The following is a 17,850-nucleotide window of genomic DNA, read 5'->3' on the forward strand; positions in this document are numbered from 1 at the left end:
GAGCGCCAGCGTTGCGCGGTAACAAGGCCTTAGCCCAGCAGTTCTTCAACGGTCGCCACCACGTTATCAACCGTAAAGCCGAAGTGCTCCATCAGTGCCGCACCTGGCGCCGACTCACCGAAGGTGGTCATGCCGACAACGCGACCATCGAGGCCTACATACTTGTACCAGTAGTCTACGTGCGCCGCTTCAACCGCCACACGCGGCAATACCGATAGCGGCAGCACCGATTCTTTGTACATGGCATCTTGCTGATCGAACACGTTGGTGCAAGGCATGGAAACCACGCGCACTTTGTTGCCCGCAGCATTTAATTTTTCTGCCGCTGCCATGGCCAAGCTGACTTCGGAACCGGTGGCAATAATGATCGCGTCCGGTGTGCCCTTGGTGTCTAACAAAATGTAACCACCGCGAGAAATATCCGCTACTTGGTTCGGTGTACGCACTTGGGGTGGCAAGTTTTGACGACTAAATACCAAGGCCGTTGGGCCTTCGCTGCGCTGCACTGCCGCCTTCCAGGCCACCGCTGATTCCGTGGCATCGGCTGGGCGCCAGGTGTCGAGGTTTGGCGTCATGCGCAGGTTGGCAATTTGCTCGATCGGCTGATGGGTTGGGCCGTCTTCGCCCTGGCCGATGGAGTCGTGGGTGTACACGAAAATATTGCGCTGTTTCATCAGCGCCGCCATGCGAATAGCGTTGCGCGCGTATTCCATAAACATTAAAAAGGTAGCGCCGTAAGGCACGAAGCCGCCGTGCAAGGCGATACCGTTCATCATGGCGCTCATGCCAAATTCGCGCACACCGTAGTAGAGGTAGTTGCCGCTAGCATCGTCCGCAGTAATGCCTTTACAGCCCTTCCAAAGGGTGAGGTTTGAACCGGCCAAGTCGGCCGAACCACCGAGCATTTCTGGCAACAGGGGGCCAAAGGCGTTCAAGGTATTTTGCGAGGCTTTACGCGAGGCAATGGTTTCCGCTTTGGCTTGGGTTTCGGCGATATAGGCATCGGCTTTAGCGGCAAAATCGGCCGGCAGTTCGCCCTTGATGCGACGCTCAAACTCGGCGGCTAATTCAGGGTGGGCGGCGCGGTAAGCGTCTAGCTTGGCGTTCCAGCCCTGCTCGCGCTCGGCACCTTTGGCCTTGGCATCCCAACCAGCATAGACATCGGCGGGAATTTCGAAGGGCGCGTGGCTCCAGCCTAACTTGGCGCGGGTCAAGGCGATTTCTTCATCACCTAAAGGTGCGCCGTGACAATCTTCTTTGCCCTGCTTGTTGGGCGAGCCGAAACCGATGATGGTTTTGCAGCAAATCAAGGTGGGTTTGTTGTGCTCGGCGCGCGCCGCTTCGATGGCTGCTTTAATCGCAGCGCTGTCGTGGCCATCAACGGCAGGAATCACGTGCCAGCCGTAGGCTTCAAAACGCGCTGGCGTGTTGTCGGTAAACCAACCTTCCACTTCGCCATCGATAGAAATGCCGTTGTCGTCGTAGAACGCAATCAGTTTGCCCAGGCCCAAGGTGCCGGCCAATGAACAGGCTTCGTGGGAAATACCTTCCATCATGCAACCATCACCCAAGAAGCAGTAGGTGTAGTGGTTGACGATGTCGTGACCGTCGCGGTTGAACTGCGCCGCCAAGGTTTTCTCGGCGGTGGCCATACCCACGGCATTGGCAATGCCCTGACCAAGCGGGCCAGTGGTGGTTTCAACACCTGGCGCGTAGCCGTATTCGGGGTGGCCAGGGGTTTTTGAATGCAGCTGGCGGAACTGCTTGAGTTCGCTCATGGGCAAGTCGTAACCCGACAAATGCAACAAGGAGTAAATCAGCATCGAGCCGTGGCCGTTAGACAAAATGAAACGGTCGCGGTCGGCCCAGTTTGGATTGGCTGGGTTGTGGCTTAGATAGTCATTCCAAAGCACCTCGGCGATGTCGGCCATACCCATGGGGGCACCCGGGTGACCGGATTTGGCTTTCTGGACGGCGTCCATGCTCAAAGCACGGATAGCATTAGCGAGAGTGTTGCGTGAGGCCATGGAAGGGCTCCTTGGTTTTGACGGGCGTCCGGCCAACATTGGCTGGGGCTTTAAAAGGGGCGCTATTTTCGCGTAATGGGCGTGGGGCGTAAAGGACAAACGCCTGTTTATTTCTTAAACAGTGGCTGACTGGCTGGACAGGGACAAGCGTGGGCCAATATTTGAAGATTGACACCCGTGAAATGATCGAAAAACGGCGCAGATGGTGGCTTCTTTAAAAGTCGCTTGACGCTCATCCCACTAGGTGCTAATTTTTTAGCATGATGCTACAAAATTAGCAGGCCAGATTAGCGGGAGACGCGTTTGAAAAATCCAAAACAAAACCCAAAGCTTAGCCGGCGCGAGCGAGAAATTCTCGACGTGCTCTATCAAACCGAAGAAGCCAGCGCCCAGCAAGTGTTGGAGCTAATGCCAGATCCACCTAGCTATTCCTCGGTGCGCGCCTTGCTGGCACGAATGCTCGAAAAAGAGCTGGTAACACACCGGCAAGAGGGCGCCAAGTATCTATACAAGCCCGCCCAAGCCCGCGCGCAGGCGCAGAGCTCGGCGCTATCGCGCATGTTAAAAACGTTTTTTGACGGCTCCATCGCCAAGGCCGCCAACGCTTTGTTGGGCGAAAAGGGCGAAGAACTCACCGATGCCGAGCTAGACGCGCTGGAACAAGCCATCGCCAAGGCGCGCGCCAACAAACGCGCAAAATAAAACAAGCGAGAGCCGTGATGCTGACGATTAATCTGCTCATCAGTTTTACCCTTAAGCCGTTACTGCTCATGGGTTTGGCATATGCACTGTTTCGCCAAGACAGCCAGCGCTCGGCCAGCCATCAACACTTGCTCGCCACGGTTATTTTATGGAGCTTGCCATTGCTCATTGGCATGAGTTTTTTGTTGCCACCACTGCCTTTGCAACTCGATTTTTTCGATCATTCAAGCACCCAAGTTTTAACCCAACCTTGGCCGACAATATTGCTCATGCCTTGGGTTCAGGTGTTGATTGCCGTCTACGTGTTCGGGCTGCTTTTTCAAATATTCTACCTGCTATTGGGCTTGCTACTGCTGCATAGAATCGAACAAAGCGCCCAAGATTTTGAACCGAAAACCTTACTAAAAAAACTGCAAACATTAAGTGGTTGCGATAAGCCTGTGACGGTTAAAATCAGCCAAGCCATTCACTACCCGCAAGTGTGGGGCTGGCAAAGCCCGACGCTTTTGCTACCCGTCTCCGCCGCTGGCACCAGCGAAGCGCAATTAAAACTCATGCTCCTACACGAGCTCGGCCATGTGGCGCGCAACGATTGGCTGATTCGTCAAACCACGCGCTTAGTGTGCGCCTTGTTTTGGTTTTTGCCGCCAGTGTGGTGGCTCGCTAAACAACAAGTTGAATTATCCGAACGCGCCACCGACGACTGGGTGCTGTCACATAATCATCGCACCGCCGACTATGCGGAATTACTGCTGCGAAGTGCGCAGGCGTTAAAACAAGATCTACCCACCGAGGCCTTGAACGGTTCGCCTTTATTTCAGCGCATCAGCTTGTTATTAGATCCTCATTTGGATCGCGAGGCGCGCGAGCCACAAAGTCTTGCCCTCGCACTCCTAATCACCGGGCTATTGGCCGTGGCCATTAGCAGCGGCCAGATAGTGCCGAAAATCGCACCGCAGCCAGGCTCAACATTTGTTTTAACCTGGCAGGCAATGGAGGCCGCCAACCACGAAATCACAACCAACAATTCACCGGCTAATCAGCCTGTCGCAGCCATGATCAATAAACATGACTTCGCCAGCGTCGCGCGGGCACCAGCCAAACCGCAAGCGGAAACGATTGTTGTGCTGGCCGAACGCTACAGTGCCGAAGAAGAAACATTGCGTCTGAGCAGCAATGTCGAAATCGGTAGCCCCAGCATCAACGGCGTCATGCCCGTTGCGTTAATCACCCCCACCTACCCACGCGCGGCGATCAAGCGCGGCATCGAAGGATTAGTGCGGCTCGAGTTCAGTATTAACAGCGACGGTCGGGCGGAAAATATTCTCGCCCTTAGCAGCCCCAACACGCTACTCACTAACGCCGCCATCAATGCCTTAAGTGCCTCGCAATTTGCCCGGCCGCGCCTACAAGGCCAAGCCTTCACCCTCACTAAAGTGACGGAGGAGTATCGCTTTCAACTCATGCATGAACCACCGGACACCTGATCACTGTCCACCCCTTGACGCAACCGCGTCGCAAACACACTAAACGTTAAAAATTTGGAGAGTGTCTTATGAGCACTGCAGCATTCGTTCGCCCTGAATTTCGCACTTTAGGTTCACTACCGTTAGCCGCATTAGTTACCCTGTCGCTGGTTTACGGTATGCACCTGTTAATCAAACAAGATGCCGTCGAACCAGAGGAGGATAAAAGACCGCCTATACCGAGTATCGTTATGAAAGACCCAGAGCCGATTGTGGACCAATTTGAAGAGGCAAAAAAAATAGTCGATCCTGAAACGCCGCCGCCAACGTCTACCACTGACCCCTACGACGTTGATACAGGTAGCGGTGGCTACACCCTGCCTAAAATAAAGATCAACCCCAGCACAGACAAGCTCAACATCAACATCGGCGGCGGTAACCTAGTTAAACAAGTGATGATTGCGCCCACTTACCCGCGCCACGCCTTGCGCAACGGCACCGAGGGTTATGTTGATATCGCTTACGATGTAACGGCCTTCGGTGGCACCGAAAATATCACCGTGCTGTACGCCGAACCCGAAGGCGTATTCGAACGCGCAGCACTGGCCGCCGTCGCTCGCTGGAAATTCCGTCCGCAAATGATCGACAACGAACCAGTGCCAACACAGGGGCTAAAGGAGCGAGTCAGGTTTACCATCGAGAAATAGGTCGGCTTTCATTTTGATCTACGCGCGGCTTAGGCCTAAGCTGCGCGTCTATTTCTAGATTTATAGACTTGAAGAAAATGCAAATTGACAATTTACGCAACTTTCCACAAGCCATTCCCGAGCTAGCCGAATGGCATTATCAGCAGTGGGCGACACTGTATCCCGAGCAAACGCAATGGGATTTTGAGCAAGAGCTACGGGAATCGCTGGCGGGCTTGAACATCCCCAGAACGTGGGTGCTGTGTCAACGTGAGGGCGATGGCGACAAAGTATTTGGCTCGGCCTCTATCATCGCCCAAGATATGACTACGCATTTGGAGTTAACGCCTTGGCTAGCAAGCGTTTACATACACGCATCATTGCGCGGCCAGGGCTGGGGCAAAAAGTTGATCAACCGCTTAATGGATGACTGCGCTAGAGCGGGTTTTGAAACTGTCTATTTATTTACCCCAGGGCAAGAAGACTTTTACCAATCCCTCGGCTGGACGCTGCGCAAGCGCGAGATATACCAAGGCGAAGCCGTTGCCATCATGAGCTACGACTTCGCCCAGCACCGCAAATTGTAAATTTTCAACTCAAGCGCATTACACCTGTTCAATGATATCGGTGTGCAATTCAAAAGTGCCATTTAATGAACTGCTCACTAAGCACACCGACTCCGCCTTCTCTAAAAGTTTTTGGGCCTTTCCTTTATCCGTTCCAGCCGCACAGGTTAAGACCACGTTTAACTGGTAACGGGTAAAACGGGTAACTTTGCCCTCTCTTTCTAAAACACCTTCCACCGCACAGGTTAAATCTTGCCACGCAAAACCCGACCCCGAGGCGACGGCTTTGAAGGACAAGATGTAACAGTCGGCCACAGCCGCCAACAAAAATTCTTCTGGCGACCAGTGTTTGCCATCACCACCAAATTGTACCGGCGGCGCACTTTCTAACGTTTCTAACTCACCGGCGTTGAGCTGTACCAAACTGTCGACGCTGGCTTGCGCCTGCACATGGTAGTGGTGTGGTAGTGGCTGCATAAAAGACCTTCATCAATTAATTTACGTTGCCCAGTATCGCACAGTTAATCATAATTGTTTCGCCAACATTATGACCTAGGTCAATACCACAAGAACAACCAATTCTTAAATGACCTACCTGCTTTACTGCATCCTGCAAAAACAATACGTGGGCGCATGAATTGCTCCGTTAGCGAGCAAGCGCTTTACGAAAGACGCGAATGAAAATAGAAATAGATTTTTTTGGATCACCAAATTAGCTGGAATTAAGGTTTATCTGCACTTAACACTTGGAGCGTTTTAAAGCTCGGCCGCCGGTATGGCCACAAACCAGCAACAAGCATCTACAACCTCGGTTTTACTCAACGCCAAGCGCGAGCTTTTCGCAGCGCAAGTATCATACCGCGACTGACTTGGATGGCCGGCTCTGGCTCATTGAAAGAAAGTATATCGTTCAACCCGTAACGATGTCTGGCGCTACGCAGACGGCGTAGACGGCGTAGACGGGCAATGAGGCTATAAAACGCGAATTTAGCTTGCCGAGCACGGCTACCAATTAATGATAAAAAAAGCCCGCGCACTTCGCGGGCTTTTTTTATTACAACAGCTTACAAGCGTGAGGCCAGAAATTTAATCGGCTCTGCACCTGCAATCAATTTACATCCATATCACGGCTTTAACCGTAGCGGGTAAATAGATTTCTCTTCTGCTGATTGAAACCGAGTGTTAGTAGCTTCCGTGGCCATTTCGGTTTCCAAACCACTAGCCGCAGTAGATATTGAGCCATCCATCAACACTAAAAAGTTCACCTGAGTGCTAACGCCGGTGACATTTAGAGGTGTTAATAAGCCTAAGGTTGGATAGGCACCACACACTTCGCCGGCATCGCAAAGCTCTAAATCGTTATCGCTATCGGTGCCCGCCACTAAATAAAACTTCACTGGATTTGCCACCGTGCCGGGTAAATTTTCAAAGCTGTAGGCGTAGTCACCATTCGTATCTGGCGATAAATTGACTTGATCAAAAAAGGCAAAACTTTCATCCAGCAACAACACATAGATATAGCCCGCGCCCTGCACAGAACTAGTAGAGCCCACCACCATGCTAACGTTTAAGCTCACGGACACGCCGTTGTCGGCAGTAAAGGTGACGACCCCTTGATAGGTGCCGTTATCGAGACCAGCGCGGTTGGCGCTGAGCGAGTAATCACCTAAACCGTCGCCATCCACCGCGCTGGCAGTCACCGTTAACCAAGCGGTTGAACTGGCGGCAGATACCACGCGCAGCGCGCCCACACCAATGCGATCCAGATCGACGGATACCAACGATTGAATCGCGCCAAAATTGACGGATGAAGGCGATACCACCAGAGCGGCTGGCAGTGCACCGCCTTCCAATAAGAGCGCGTGTTGTACCGCTTTTAGGGCGTCGATACGGCCATAGCCGTAGAAATCATCACGGCCAGCTGCACCAATATCCTTAACGATGGAGCCCGAGCTAATGGCCTGCTCGAACTCGGTAGGAGTGAGGCTTGGGCGCAAAGACACCATCAAAGCCGCCACACCGGCCACATGGGGCGTAGCCATAGACGTGCCCTGGTAATAGGCGTAAGCCGAGCGGCGCGAACCCGAAGATTGATCCACCAAGGTGCTCAATACGCCATTCACCGGGCCAGATTGCTGGGCACCGCCGGGGGCCGACACGGCCACATATTGGCCGAAATTGGAGTAGGGTGCGCGCGCATCAAAACGATCTGTGGCGGCTACTGAGATGACGCTGGCATAAGAGGCTGGGTAGCCGGGTTCGCCACTGTTCTCATTGCCGGAGGCCGCCACCACAATCAGACCGGCATCGCGCACTTGCTGGTAAACCGCTGCCTCAGATGCCGAAAAACAATACTGACAACCCAAACTCAAGTTAGCGATATGGGCCCGCTGCGTCGGCACTGTGCCGGAGTCATTCGGCAGGCCGGCAGCGTAGTAGAGTGCCTGTTGGATATCGTAGGAACTGCCGCCGGTGGCGCCCAGCACCCGCAAGGGCATGATCTTCGCACCATAGGCTACGCCCGCCACGCCCTTGGCATTGTTGGTCACCGCGGCGATGGTGCCTGCCACATGAGTACCGTGCCAAGAGCTACTGCCCGATAAACCACCATCGCCAGGATCATCTGGGTTGCTATCGATACCGTTGCCATCCAGCGCATTACTGGTTTCGCTGATGAAGTCGTAACCGGCCACTAAATTGGCCGCTAAGTCTTCGTGCGCCAAATACACGCCCGTATCCAACACGGCGACGATGGCGCCGGTGCCGGTAGAGGTGTCCCAAGCCTGAGGCAGGTTAATTAATGGGTAGTGCCACTGCTTGATGTAATCCGGGTCGTTGGGTATAGCTTGGGCGGTATAGCGATAGTTGGGTTCGGCCTGTTTTACGCTTTTGTCTTTTGACAGCGTTTTCAGTCTCATCAGGGTTTGGAAGTGCTCACTTTGCTCCGCACTCATGTGGCTGGCGCCTCCTGCTGCACTTAATGTGCCCAAAGATTGAGGCTTTAGAGCAAACCGGTTTAACGCCGGGCGGCCGGGTAGTGCGCGCGCCACCTGCATGCCTAAGCGCTCGGCGCGGCGCTGAATGCCCGACTCGCCAAGTACGACAGCGTCCTCGTATTGCACCAGTAATTCGCCCGCGATAATTGGCGCCAGCGAGCTGCGGTTACCGGCATGCGCCGGCACTTGGCTAGCCGCCACCCCGATATTGAGCTGGTAATTAGAAAAACCATTGTAGGCCTGAACTTGGACCAAGTAATTACCCGACGCGGGCACCGTCACTAGCTCCACATCCGACTCACCGATGGAATAGGCCACTTGGGCGCCGGTGCTATCGAGCAAATATAAGTCTAAATCGACATCGGCGGCCCAATCGCTGATTTCGAGGAGAATTTTCTGCCCCTGTAAAAGCGACACCGCGTAAATATCGACCACATCTGGAATCGTCTCAAATCGATCGCCGCTGCCGGCGTTGCCTGTACCCGTGCCGCCGGCGACAAAGCCGCCCACGGTGACTGGGTTGGCGATGACTTGCGCCTCGGCAATCGAATTATTGGATTGATAGGGGCTAAAGGGGTCGTTGGTATCTGAATCCACCGCGGTTTCAGCTGTCGCAGAAATTATGCCGCTAATGGAGGCATTGCCAGCCTGGTCGCGGGTTACCACGGTTAGCGTTTGGCTGGCGGTCGACAAGGCGCCGCGATTATCAGTGAGCGTCAACACCACATCGTAAACCCCAGCCGCCTCAAATACGTGGGAAACCACTGGGCCTTGGCCAATGTTGCCGTCGTCAAAATTCCAATGGTATGAGGCGATGCTACCGTCGGCATCGGTCGAATTACTGGCGTCAAAATGTACCGTTGCGGGAACCACTAAATGCGGCGCTGTCACCTCCATCACGGGCAGCGCAGGGCTGTTATCCACTATGGTGACCTGCTGGTTGCGGGTGCTAGAGCCGCCCTTGTTATCGGTGACGGTTAACACGACAGTATAATTGCCGGCATCAAGAAACAGGTGCGACACCACCGCGCCCGTCGTCGTGCCGCCATCGCCAAAGTCCCAAACGTAACTGACAATCGTGCCGTCGCTATCGCTCGACGCCTGTGCGTTAAAGGCCACAGTGGCAGGTGCAGTGAAATTCGACGTGGTGACACGAAAATCGGCGTTCGGCAGCTGATTACCGGACGAAGAGCCGCCACCGCCACCACCGCAGGCCATGAGAAATGCTAGTAACAGGCAAAGTAGAAAGTGGCTTTTCAAGATGATGTCCTTTATTAAAGTTTAAAGCCCCCGATGGCGAGGCTGTCCACCTAGGGTTAACGCAAGTTTTCGCCATTTGGATCTTTATGCAGTATGGCACTGGTTACACGGACGCGCGGCTCGACACAAGACTAACACACCTATATCAAAATATTTTGATATAGGTGATGTCGGCTGCTACACTTGCCCGCTATGAACGCAACCGCCCAAACACATCTCGCCGAAGCTAACCCCTTCGATGACGTCGCCAGCCTGCTCAAAACCGCCGCTGATCCGCTGCGCATGGAGATTTTGCGAGTGCTGGCACAAGATTCCTTCGGTGTTCTAGAGCTGGCCGGCCTGTTCGATATGCCGCAATCCGGCATGAGTCACCACCTAAAAGTACTCACCAAAGGCGACTGGGTTACCACTCGGCGCGAAGGCAATTCAATCTTTTACCGGCGCAAGCCCATCGCCTCAGGCCAATGGGGCGCGGGTCTAAAGCTTGCATTGCTGGCAGAACTGGATCAACAGCCGCTCACCGAGCAACGCCAAGCGCGCCTGTTCCAGCTGTATAACGAAAGAGGCCGCACATCACAGCAATTTTTTGCCGAAAATGCCGACAAGTTCCGCGCCCAGCAAGATCTTATTGCCAGCTTCCCAGTGTACGGCGAAGCCGTGTGCGAAGTCTTAGAGGCAATCGCCCTTTCCAGCCACGCTCATATTCTCGAAGTTGGCCCCGGCGCCGGCGAACTTCTACCGTGGCTAGCAGAGCGCTTTGAGCGAGTGATTGCCCTAGATAACGCACCCGAAATGCTCCACCAAGCGCAAACGCACAACATTGGCCTAAACAATGTACGCTACGTGTTGGGCGATACGCGCGAGGCCATCAAGCTAGGCCTAAGCGCCGATTGCGTGATTATCAACATGGTGCTGCACCACACACCCAGCCCAGCTGAAGTATTCCAAGATTTGGCCAAGTTACTAAAACCCGGCGCGTCCTTAGTGATTACCGATTTATGTCGCCACGATCAATCCTGGGCGCGCGCCGCCTGTGGAGATTTATGGCAGGGCTTCGAGCCAGAAGAATTTAATACATGGGCCAACCGAGCCGGATTGCTCGAAGGCCCGAGCCACTACTTTGCCTTGCGCAATGGATTTCAAATTCAAATTCGCCAATTTAATGTGGCGACTACCAAATAGTTAATACAACGGAGACACACTATGTCTGAATATGCCGTATTTACCTCTGAATCAGTATCCGAAGGCCATCCCGATAAAATGGCGGATCAAATTTCCGACGCGATTCTAGATGCGATTTTAAAAGACGACAAAGACTCTCGCGTCGCCGTGGAAACCTTAGTGAAAACCGGCATGGTGGTGGTGGCGGGCGAGGTGCGCACCAGCACTTATGTGGATCTGGAAGATCTAATTCGCGAAGTGGTTTTAGACATTGGCTACAACTCCAGCGATGTCGGTTTCGACGGCGCCTCTTGCGCCGTACTCAACGCCATTGGCAAACAATCGAGCGACATCGCCATGGGCGTTGACGAGGCCGACAACAAAGACTTGGGCGCCGGCGACCAAGGTTTAATGTTTGGCTATGCATCGAATGAAACCGATGTATTAATGCCTGCACCGATTTTTTATGCGCACCGTTTAGTGGAGCAACAAGCCAAAGTTCGCAAGAGCGGCGCACTGGATTGGCTGCGCCCCGATGCCAAAAGCCAAGTCACTTTGCGCTACGAAAACGGTAAGCCAGTCGCCATCGATGCGATTGTTCTGTCTACTCAACACTCGCCGAATGTTAAGCAAGCTGACCTTCGCGCGGCGGTATTAGAAGAAATTATCAAACCGGTTTTACCGGCAGAATGGCTGCACAAAGACACCCTGTATCACATCAACCCAACCGGCCAATTTATTATTGGTGGCCCCGTGGGCGACTGTGGCTTAACCGGCCGTAAAATTATTGTCGATACCTACGGCGGTATGGCACGTCACGGCGGCGGCGCTTTCTCCGGTAAAGATCCATCCAAAGTGGATCGTTCGGCGGCCTACGCCGGTCGCTACGTGGCCAAAAATATTGTTGCTGCTGGGCTCGCTGAGCGCTGTGAAATTCAAATTTCTTACGCCATCGGCGTGGCTGAACCCACCTCAATTTCTGTCAATACTTTCGACACAGGTAAGCTGTCGGATGCACAAATTGTCGATTTGGTGCGCGCCAACTTTGATTTACGCCCACAAGGTTTAATTGCCATGCTGGATTTAAAGCGCCCCATCTATCGCTCCACTGCTGCCTACGGTCACTTCGGTCGCGAGCTGCCCGATTTTACGTGGGAGAAAACCGACAAGGCCGCTATTTTGGCGAAGGCGCTGTAATAGCTACAAGGCGGGGGGCCGCCCCCTACAAGCTACAAAATTTTATGATTGCATTGGCGATACGCCAAAAAAAAAACAGGATTTAAGTTATGAGTTATTCAATTAACGGTTTTTCGGATTTTAAAGTTGCGGCAAAAGATGCCGAGCAATTTGCCAAAGATGCGGCCTGGGGTCGTCGTGAAATTGAAATTGCCGAAGGCGAAATGCCGGCATTGATGGCCTTGCGCCGCAAGTACCGCGAAGCACAGCCATTGAAAGATGCGCGCATCATGGGTTGTATTCACATGACCATTCAAACCGCGGTATTGATTGAGACGCTGGTCGATTTAGGCGCAGACGTGCGCTGGTCTTCGTGCAATATTTTCTCCACCCAAGATCACGCTGCCGCCGCCATTGCCGCAGCGGGCATTCCTGTATTTGCGTGGAAAGGCGAAACTGAAGAAGAATTTTGGTGGTGTATCGAGCAGACTGTACTGTCACACAAAGATGGCAAAGACGTATGGAATGCCAACATGATTCTCGATGACGGCGGCGACCTCACCCAGCTGTGTCACGAAAAATACCCAACCATGCTCGACAAGATCCACGGCATCAGCGAAGAAACCACCACCGGTGTGCATCGCTTGTTAGAAATGATGGAAGAAAACACCTTAAAAGTGCCAGCCATCAATGTGAACGACGCCGTCACTAAGTCAAAGAACGACAACAAATACGGCTGTCGCCACAGCTTAAACGATGCCATCAAGCGCGGCACCGACCACCTGCTATCGGGCAAGAAAGCCTTGGTAATTGGCTACGGCGATGTGGGCAAAGGCTCTGCCGCGTCACTGCGCCAAGAAGGCATGATTGTGAAAGTGACAGAAATTGATCCCATCTGCGCCATGCAAGCTTGTATGGATGGCTACGAAGTGGTTTCCCCTTACAACAAGGGCGAGAACACCGGAAAAATTGAAGACATCAATACCGCGCTGCTTTCTAACACCGACTTGGTGGTTACCACTACCGGCAACGTCAACGTGTGTGACAGCGCCATGCTGCAATCGCTAAAGAGCAGCGCCGTGGTATGCAACATTGGTCACTTCGATAACGAAATTGACACGGCCTTTATGCGTAAAAACTGGACCTGGGAAGAAGTGAAGCCGCAAGTACATAAGATTTATCGCGCGGCTTCAAAAGACGCAGCCAACGGCGACCACTTACTACTGCTGTCCGAAGGTCGCTTGGTTAACCTCGGCAACGCTACCGGTCACCCGTCACGCATCATGGATGGCTCTTTCGCCAACCAAGTACTCGCGCAAATGTATTTGTTTGATCGCAAGTTCGCAGACCTAAGTGCCGTCGATAAAGCCGCCGGTATTTATGTAAAAGTATTGCCGAAGAAACTCGACGAAGAAGTTGCCAAAGACATGGTGGAAGGCTTCGGTGGCGTGATGACTAAATTAACCAGCGCACAAGCGAAGTACATCGGCGTGAAAGCCGATGGCCCCTATAAGCCAGAAAGCTACAAGTACTAAAAAGAAGTAGACAGTTTACAGCTAACAGGAAAAGCAAAAACATACACTGTTAGCTGTAGCTAAACACCAGTCACAGGATATTAAAAATGAGCGATGACATTCGCATAAGTTTTGAGTTTTTCCCGCCTAAGACAGCGGAAGGTAAAGCCAAGCTGCACAAGGTGCGGGAAGAACTGCAGGGTTTTGATCCAGATTTTTATTCCGTTACCTACGGTGCCGGCGGCACTACCCGCGACACCACCAAGGGTGTGGTAAAAGCGCTAATTGAACAAGGCATTAGCGCTGCGCCGCACTTGTCATTTGGTGGCGACGATGAAGCCGCTGTTCTCGCCTTACTGAACGAGTACAAAGACGCGGGCGTCGAGCGTATTGTTGCGCTGCGCGGCGATTTACCTTCAGGCATGGGAGGCCATTCACAATTGGTTTACGCCAATCAGTTGGTTAGCTTTATTCGGAAGAATTTCGGTGATCACTTTCATTTGGAAGTGGCGGCCTACCCGGAAATTCATCCCGAGGCAAAAAGCTACAGCGCCGATATTAACTACCTAAAAGGCAAGTTCGATGCCGGCGCCAACAGTGCCATTACCCAATATTTTTTCAATCCAGACGCCTACTTCCACTTTCTGGAACAGTGTCACGATGCGGGTATCGATGCGCCCATCTATCCAGGTATTATGCCGATCATTAACTACCGTAACTTAGCGCGTTTTTCCGACAGCTGCGGCGCCGAAATTCCACGCTGGCTGCGTAAACGTCTCGAAAGCTTCGGCGACGATACGGCATCACTGCAAGCCTTTGGCGTCGACCTTGTCACCGAACTGTGCGATACCCTACTAGAAAACGGTGCTCCGGGTTTACATTTTTATACCATGAACCAAACCAACCCCACCGCGCAAATCTTGAAGAACTTGAGCGGCGAGTAACAGCATGCGCATACCACGGCTATTTGTAAATCAAGACCTATCAACCGGCGCTGTGGTAGACCTAGACAGCGACGCCAGTCGCTATCTAGCTAGCGTGTTGCGCATGGAAGCTGGCAGGCCGCTGATTGTGTTTAATGGCCAAGGCGGCGAGTACTTGGCCATGATCAAAAGCGCCAGTAAAAAAAATGTCAGCATCGGCATCGGTAAACACAATGCCGAAAATCGCAGCTCACCCTTAGATATTCACTTAGGCATTGGGCTTTCGAAAGGCGACAGATTTGACTGGGTTATACAAAAGGCCACGGAGCTTGGCGTAAACACCATCACGCCCTTAATCACCAGTCGCACCGACGTCAAACTCAATAGCGAACGGCAAGATAAAAAACTGCATCACTGGCAGCAAATTGCTATCAGCGCCAGCGAGCAGTGCCAGCGCAACCTCATTCCCACCATCGCCAGCCCCAGCAACACCAGTGAATGGTTAACCCAACGGCATGAAACACTCAAATTAGTGTTACATCATCGCAGCGATAAAACGCTCGCGCAGCATGTAAAACCTACGTCGGTTGCGTTAATCATTGGCCCAGAGGGTGGGTTGGATGACGACGAAATTGCGCTCGCACTCAGCCAAGGTTTCCAAGCGCTAACCCTTGGGCCGAGAGTATTTCGCACTGAAACGGCGCCTATGGCGGCGCTGACCTTACTACAATATGAATGGGGAGATTTTTAACGGCCGATTATTACTCACCGCATGATGTCTGTGCATTAATCTGCGTTTAGCATATCGGCGATTTTATTGACGCTATTGAGATTTCGTGCCGTCACGGCCACACCTAAACACGCCTCCACCTTGGCCGCCAATTTAGAGCGACCAATCCCATCGGGTGCATACAGATAAAACACATCCCCTACCAATGCATAGCGCTCTGTTGCAGCGGCTAGGCTTTGCACGCGCATCGCGTCCAAGGTTGGCGATGATTTGCAAAAATAAAAATGTACCGTTTTGCCTTCGTTGGTTGCAAACGGGTTTTTCTTTATTGCGCTAGAAAATTCGGTATCGCTAAGCACCATCATCTCTACTGCAAAACCAAATTGCTTTTCAATTAAAGTGGCTATTTTATTATCCGGCCGCCGTGCAGCCGCTAGCACGATGTTACCGCTTTGAATATAGGTTTTAACCTGTTGGTATTGCTCAGTTTCCAGCAGCTCGCACAACGCTTTCATGGGCACAATATTTTTGCCCCCAACATTAACACCGCGCAGTAAGACAACATACTTTTTCATTCGTGCACCAAGGTCAGCGTTTAGCTTACGACATCGCTGAATAACAAGTTACAAGGTGGCGCTTTGCGCCTCCTCCGTTCTGCGCGCTAACTCAGGTAACTGGTAAAAACACACCTTATCTTTACCCGCATTTTTAGCTTGGTAGAGCGCCGTATCAGCCGCTTCAAATAAAGCGTTAGGGCTATCGAGGGCGGCGTCACTACAACAAGCGACGCCTAAGCTAATAGTGACATGCAAACCTTTAATGGGCGACTCCCGCACTAAACAGCGCAAGCGCTCGGCCAGTATGCCTGCTTGTGTCAGCCCAGTGTTTGGCACCAGTACGGCAAACTCCTCGCCGCCATAGCGGCATGCCAAGGTCGGGCGTCGAACATGTTTGCGCAAGATGCGGCCTAACTCTTCAATCACTTCATCGCCGCTGGCGTGACCGTGTTCGTCGTTTACTGATTTGAAATTATCGATATCAATCACAATCAGCGACAATGGCTTTTTCGTGCGCTTAGCTTTTTCGATTTCCATTGGTAGCACTTCATCAAAATGCCGCCGATTGGCCAGGGCCGTTAACGCATCCGAATAGCCCAGCTTCTGCATTTCATTAACCCGAGCGCTCAAGGCCAAAGACAATAAAACCATTTCTAACAGGGAACCCATTTGAAAACTATTTTGCGTGACGAAATTATGGGGTAAGAAGCCAAACTGTTTAAACATGTAAATGAGCACGGAAACCAAAAGCGTGGCCCAAGCCACCATAAAATAGCGAGCCGGCACAGAGCCCCGCAACAGCACCAAAGTGCCCAGTAACAAAATGCAAAAACACACCAGAACAGTGAGTAAGGAATAAGCAAAAATTAAATCTTGATAGCCTAAAAAGGGCGTAACCAATAAAAGCGCTGCAGTCACCACCTGTAGTACAACGGCCATTCTATCGGTGCGCGGCACCCAGTGCTGGGTTGAGCAGACCACGCGAGAAAACTTCAGCCCGAACAGTAGCGATACACCGAGTAGCAACAGCAAACTCTGATTGGCGAGCCAAGGGCTATTGGGCCAAATATATTGAAAGGAAAAGCCATTGTGTACCGACATGTAAAGGCCATAGCTCACCACATACACCATGTAGTAGATGTAGGCACGATCTTTTACTGCCAAAAATAAAATCAGGTTATAAATGACTAATACTAAAAAGCCACCGTAATAGGCCCCGAATAAAAGTTGCTCACCGCTGACACGGCTCAAGGTATGACCTGTGTCGGCGATAGACAAGCCGATGTTCATCGGGCCATCGGATTTGAAACGGAAGTAAACCGTCTTATCACTATTGGCCGGCACAGTGACAGGAAACAAAAAATCGCGTACACCCACAGCCCGAGAATCAAATATCCGCCTGTCACCGGTAGCAGTGCCCCGCCATACGCCAGCTCGATCTTGATCCCAGAAATCCACATAATCGATAAGTGGATAATCTTGCCGAATCATCAACGCCGCATCGGTGGTCTTAGGATTGTGCAACTTGAGCGAAACCCAATAGGCAGAGTGGCTAAAGCCAAAATTCGCAGCACTTCTCGCCAGCGGTTTCAGATGAAGATCCGACTCTTTCTGCAATTGAGGAAACTCAAGCTCAGCCGCCTCTTCAATATACAAATTAATATCTTGGGTTAAATCCGTGGTGGGCATACCGGCAAACACCAACACCGCCGAGTCCTCTTTCTCGTTAGCCAGCGCGAAATCGGCATTCGCTAGATTCGCCACTAGCGGTAATAAACTTAACAGTAGGGTCTGAATTATTCTTTTCATTTCACAACCTAATTTTGGTGTACATATCTACATGGACGTTAAGTAGCCGCTAATCGCACAGAAGATAAAAACACAAGCCAATAAGACCAAGGCTGGCGCAAGTGGCACCAAGTGCACAATGATGATTCTGACGACATGCGCAACTGAATTGACATAAACCAAGGTCATATCGGTATGAATAACTAATGTCGCAATATAACAAGTCTTGCCTTGCTTCGTGAACTTAGTGCGCAAATATGTTAAAAAGCGCGCTTGGGTGAAAATAATAAGGATCACA

Annotated in this window: 15 protein-coding genes; 9 read left to right on the forward strand and 6 right to left on the reverse strand. The window is 52.1% G+C overall.

Annotation, left to right across the window (positions count from 1 at the left end):
- Window positions 1-29: 29 nt before the first annotated feature.
- Complete coding sequence (gene tkt, locus ACGHTT_RS18120) at window positions 30-2,027, reverse strand: transketolase (RefSeq protein ID WP_390592402.1); 1,998 nt, start codon at window positions 2,025-2,027, stop codon at window positions 30-32.
- Between the two features lie 303 nt (window positions 2,028-2,330).
- Here tkt and ACGHTT_RS18125 point away from each other — a divergent pair, with 303 nt between their 5' ends.
- From ACGHTT_RS18125 to ACGHTT_RS18140, 4 genes are all read left to right on the forward strand, one after another.
- Window positions 2,331-2,729: a BlaI/MecI/CopY family transcriptional regulator gene (locus tag ACGHTT_RS18125; RefSeq protein WP_390592403.1), complete on the forward strand. Its 399-nt coding sequence runs from the start codon at window positions 2,331-2,333 to the stop codon at window positions 2,727-2,729.
- A gap of 17 nt (window positions 2,730-2,746) precedes the next feature.
- Entirely contained in the window at window positions 2,747-4,216 is a 1,470-nt protein-coding gene (locus ACGHTT_RS18130; RefSeq protein ID WP_390592404.1) for a TonB family protein, read from the forward strand.
- A gap of 68 nt (window positions 4,217-4,284) precedes the next feature.
- Window positions 4,285-4,902: an energy transducer TonB gene (locus ACGHTT_RS18135; protein ID WP_390592405.1), complete on the forward strand. Its 618-nt coding sequence runs from the start codon at window positions 4,285-4,287 to the stop codon at window positions 4,900-4,902.
- A gap of 77 nt (window positions 4,903-4,979) precedes the next feature.
- Complete coding sequence (locus ACGHTT_RS18140) at window positions 4,980-5,468, forward strand: GNAT family N-acetyltransferase (RefSeq protein WP_390592407.1); 489 nt, start codon at window positions 4,980-4,982, stop codon at window positions 5,466-5,468.
- Between the two features lie 18 nt (window positions 5,469-5,486).
- Here the strand turns inward: ACGHTT_RS18140 and ACGHTT_RS18145 are convergent, their stop codons facing one another.
- Window positions 5,487-5,924, reverse strand: coding sequence for an OsmC family protein (locus ACGHTT_RS18145; protein ID WP_390592408.1), 438 nt, complete (start codon window positions 5,922-5,924; stop codon window positions 5,487-5,489).
- A 647-nt stretch (window positions 5,925-6,571) separates the two neighbouring features.
- Window positions 6,572-9,703 (reverse strand): S8 family serine peptidase, encoded by a 3,132-nt coding sequence (locus tag ACGHTT_RS18150; protein ID WP_390592409.1) that lies wholly within the window; start codon window positions 9,701-9,703, stop codon window positions 6,572-6,574.
- A 192-nt stretch (window positions 9,704-9,895) separates the two neighbouring features.
- Between ACGHTT_RS18150 and ACGHTT_RS18155 the strand changes: the two genes are divergently transcribed.
- The 5 genes from ACGHTT_RS18155 (at window position 9,896) to ACGHTT_RS18175 (ending at window position 15,228) form a co-directional block, all read left to right on the forward strand.
- Window positions 9,896-10,885, forward strand: coding sequence for an ArsR/SmtB family transcription factor (locus ACGHTT_RS18155; protein ID WP_390592410.1), 990 nt, complete (start codon window positions 9,896-9,898; stop codon window positions 10,883-10,885).
- Between the two features lie 21 nt (window positions 10,886-10,906).
- Complete coding sequence (gene metK / locus ACGHTT_RS18160) at window positions 10,907-12,061, forward strand: methionine adenosyltransferase (RefSeq protein WP_390592411.1); 1,155 nt, start codon at window positions 10,907-10,909, stop codon at window positions 12,059-12,061.
- Between the two features lie 89 nt (window positions 12,062-12,150).
- Window positions 12,151-13,575 carry an adenosylhomocysteinase gene (gene ahcY, locus ACGHTT_RS18165; protein WP_390592412.1) on the forward strand — a complete coding sequence of 475 codons (1,425 nt, stop codon included), beginning with the start codon at window positions 12,151-12,153 and terminating at the stop codon, window positions 13,573-13,575.
- Window positions 13,576-13,661: 86 nt separating this feature from the next.
- Complete coding sequence (metF, locus tag ACGHTT_RS18170; protein ID WP_390592413.1) at window positions 13,662-14,498, forward strand: methylenetetrahydrofolate reductase [NAD(P)H]; 837 nt, start codon at window positions 13,662-13,664, stop codon at window positions 14,496-14,498.
- Between the two features lie 4 nt (window positions 14,499-14,502).
- Window positions 14,503-15,228, forward strand: coding sequence for a 16S rRNA (uracil(1498)-N(3))-methyltransferase (locus tag ACGHTT_RS18175; RefSeq protein ID WP_390592414.1), 726 nt, complete (start codon window positions 14,503-14,505; stop codon window positions 15,226-15,228).
- 35 nt (window positions 15,229-15,263) lie between these two features.
- On the opposite strand, the gene ACGHTT_RS18180 is transcribed toward ACGHTT_RS18175, so the two are convergent.
- Genes ACGHTT_RS18180 through ACGHTT_RS18190 form a run of 3 tightly spaced genes read right to left on the reverse strand, consistent with a single transcriptional unit; the run spans window position 15,264 to window position 17,849 of the window.
- Entirely contained in the window at window positions 15,264-15,782 is a 519-nt protein-coding gene (locus ACGHTT_RS18180) for a DUF1697 domain-containing protein (RefSeq protein ID WP_390592415.1), read from the reverse strand.
- A 48-nt stretch (window positions 15,783-15,830) separates the two neighbouring features.
- A complete protein-coding gene (locus ACGHTT_RS18185) occupies window positions 15,831-17,573 on the reverse strand; it encodes a 7TM diverse intracellular signaling domain-containing protein (protein WP_390592416.1) in 1,743 nt (580 codons plus the stop codon).
- Window positions 17,574-17,600: 27 nt separating this feature from the next.
- Complete coding sequence (locus tag ACGHTT_RS18190; protein ID WP_390592417.1) at window positions 17,601-17,849, reverse strand: hypothetical protein; 249 nt, start codon at window positions 17,847-17,849, stop codon at window positions 17,601-17,603.
- Window position 17,850 lies beyond the last annotated feature (1 nt).

The sequence above is a fragment of the Simiduia litorea genome (genome assembly GCF_042853465.1).
In the GTDB taxonomy this organism is placed as follows: Bacteria; Pseudomonadota; Gammaproteobacteria; order Pseudomonadales; family Cellvibrionaceae; genus Simiduia; species Simiduia litorea.